Below are 2377 nucleotides of genomic sequence, written 5' to 3'. Positions count from 1 at the left end.
AGAGGGTGGTCGTGCTCAACAGGGTGCAGGCCAGCAGGATCAGGGCCAGGCCGCCCCATCCCGCGATCGCAGCAGGTATTGGCCGTAGTCGGCGCCACTGCCCGGCGGTGAGGGCAACCAGGCCGCCGACGGCCAACTGCCAGGCCCGCGTGGGCAATGAATAGAACGCAAGAGAAGGCAGCACGTATGTGATCGCTAGCGATGATGCAAACGACACCGCCGCGACCAACGCGAGGACTACCAGATACGGAGTTTGCGATGAGGTGGCCTGGGCCCGGGTGCGCCGGCGCACAAGCCGGATGAGCCACGCCGTACCGATGATCAATGCCGGCCACACCAGGTAGAACTGCTCCTCAACGCTCAAAGACCAGTAGTGCTGGAACGGCGATGGCGGCAGGTGGGGCGAGAAGTAGTCGGCGACTTGTGCAACGAACCGAAGGTTGACGACATACAACGCGCTGGCGATGCCGTCCCCGATGACCGTGCGGGCCTGCAACGGGGGTAACAGGACAGCCGCGCCGATCGCGGTGATAACGCCTACCGTGGCCGATGCCGGCAGCAGTCGGCGGGCCCGCGCCCCGTAAAAGCGGCGCAGCCGAACGGTGCCAGCGCTGCGTACCTCGCGCCAGAGCAGCCCGGTGATGAGGAAGCCTGAGATGACGAAGAACACGTCTACGCCGATGTACCCGCCACCGACACCAGGCACCTCAGCGTGAAAGAGGACCACGGCCAACACCGCGACCGCGCGCAAGCCCTCGATGTCCTGGCGAAATTCGGTCCGCGCCGGGCGCTGACCCTGCACCCCTTCGATCGGCCTAACGCTGTCCGCCTGGCGCAAGATCACCAACTTTCTCGGGGGACTCGTTCTTCGAGTGGAGGCATTATTACATTTCGGCAGCAGTAAAAGGTGGTTTCGCGAATGATGTACTTTCGAATCCGCGCGGTAACGGTTCGTTGCCAACGGCTCAATTAGCCGCTGTGCCTTCGTGATCCCACCGCATACTCGTGTTGACCAACAACATTGTGGGCCGCCGATCTTTTGTCTCATCACGTAGAAACCGAGAAAGCGAAGCGTGCCCCACGAGGAGGCAGCGGACAAGATTGCCGTCGTCAAATGCGAAGTCGGCCCGACGATCTCGTGGCACCTGAGACCACCGAAGATGAAACTGGATGCGGCCCGCGACAACGCCCGTTGTATCCGTATGAGCCCAAGGCAGAACAGCTGGCGGCGCTGCGGCGAAACAGGCTGTAATGGCGTGTCTTACACGGTGCGAGCCAGGCGGTCCGCGAGCAGTCCAGCGAACTTTGCCGAAACACAAGGCGGTTCCAGCTAGTCGTCGCCGAATCCGGGGCAGTCGACAATCGCGATCCGCAGCCTCTCAATCTCGGGCGAGCGCCCGATCGGCCAGCGCCCCGATTACCGGTGCCAACAGCCGGGAATATTCGAAAGTCACGTGAGCCCCGTCAAAGTAGACCAGGGTGTTGCCCACGATGACCGGGCAGCGGTCGGCGGTGCAGAACAGATCGGTGAGGTCGGCGTAGTCTCCGCCGCCGGCTTTGGTGGCGGCGGACTCAGCGGCGATGCCGCGTTCATTCAGCGCCTGCGACCTGGGCGGCGAGCAGGCCGTCGCGTCATCGAGATGACCGGACAGGCAGATCGGCACCGGCGAGGGCAGAGCCGGGACCGGCCCGAGCACCAGCACTTTCGTACCCATGCCGCGCAGCTGCTGCACTAGGCGGCTTAGGCTGTCGAACCACGCCGGGTCGTATGACCTGAAACCTGGCAGCCAACCGCGGCCGACACCGTACCCCCGCCACATGCTCACCACGACCAGCCGCGGGTGCTCGGCGCGTAACCGGGCGATGATCTGATCGCTCCACCGCTTGCAGTCGGCGGACACCATCCGGCGCAGTGGGTTGGTGATCGGCAAGTTCATCAATGGGCAGTCCGCCTTGCTCAGGGTTTCCAGCCGCCAGCGCCGCTGCTCGGCGACCTGCTGCAACGCCCGGCCCCACATTGCGGCATGCGAGTCACCGACCAGGGCCACCGTCGTCTTCGAGGCGGTATCGCCCGTCGCGCACTCAGGCTGTCCGCCTTGGAAAAGATTCCGCATGCAGCCGCCGAGGGATATGGTCTTGATTTCTGCTGCCGCGTCGGCGAGCGGCGGGTCGAGGTTCGATGGCACGGCCTTCAACTCGGCGGATGCCGCGACCGCGGCCTGCACCTGTGTGAACGCATTTTGCACTGCCGCGTCGTACAGATGAATGTTGTGGCCCGCGGAGGGAGGCGCCGCAGTGACGGTCAGCGCCGCAGCCGGCGCGCCACGGCCAACTGGTGTAGGCAGCGCTACCAGCAACGCCACGCCAACACAGACCG

Annotated in this window: 2 protein-coding genes; both read right to left on the bottom strand. The window is 64.7% G+C overall.

The window, feature by feature from the left end; genetic code table 11:
• The coding region (locus tag MFM001_RS24220; protein ID WP_371685624.1) for an acyltransferase family protein at positions 1–844 on the bottom strand (844 nt) is incomplete at its 3' end.
• 535 nt (positions 845–1379) lie between these two features.
• A partial coding sequence (locus tag MFM001_RS24215) for an SGNH hydrolase domain-containing protein (protein ID WP_304481792.1) occupies positions 1380–2377 on the bottom strand: 998 nt, incomplete at its 5' end.

Source organism: Mycobacterium sp. MFM001, from assembly GCF_003402475.1.
In the GTDB taxonomy this organism is placed as follows: domain Bacteria; phylum Actinomycetota; class Actinomycetes; order Mycobacteriales; family Mycobacteriaceae; genus Mycobacterium.
This window is presented reverse-complemented; position numbering and strand designations above follow the sequence as displayed.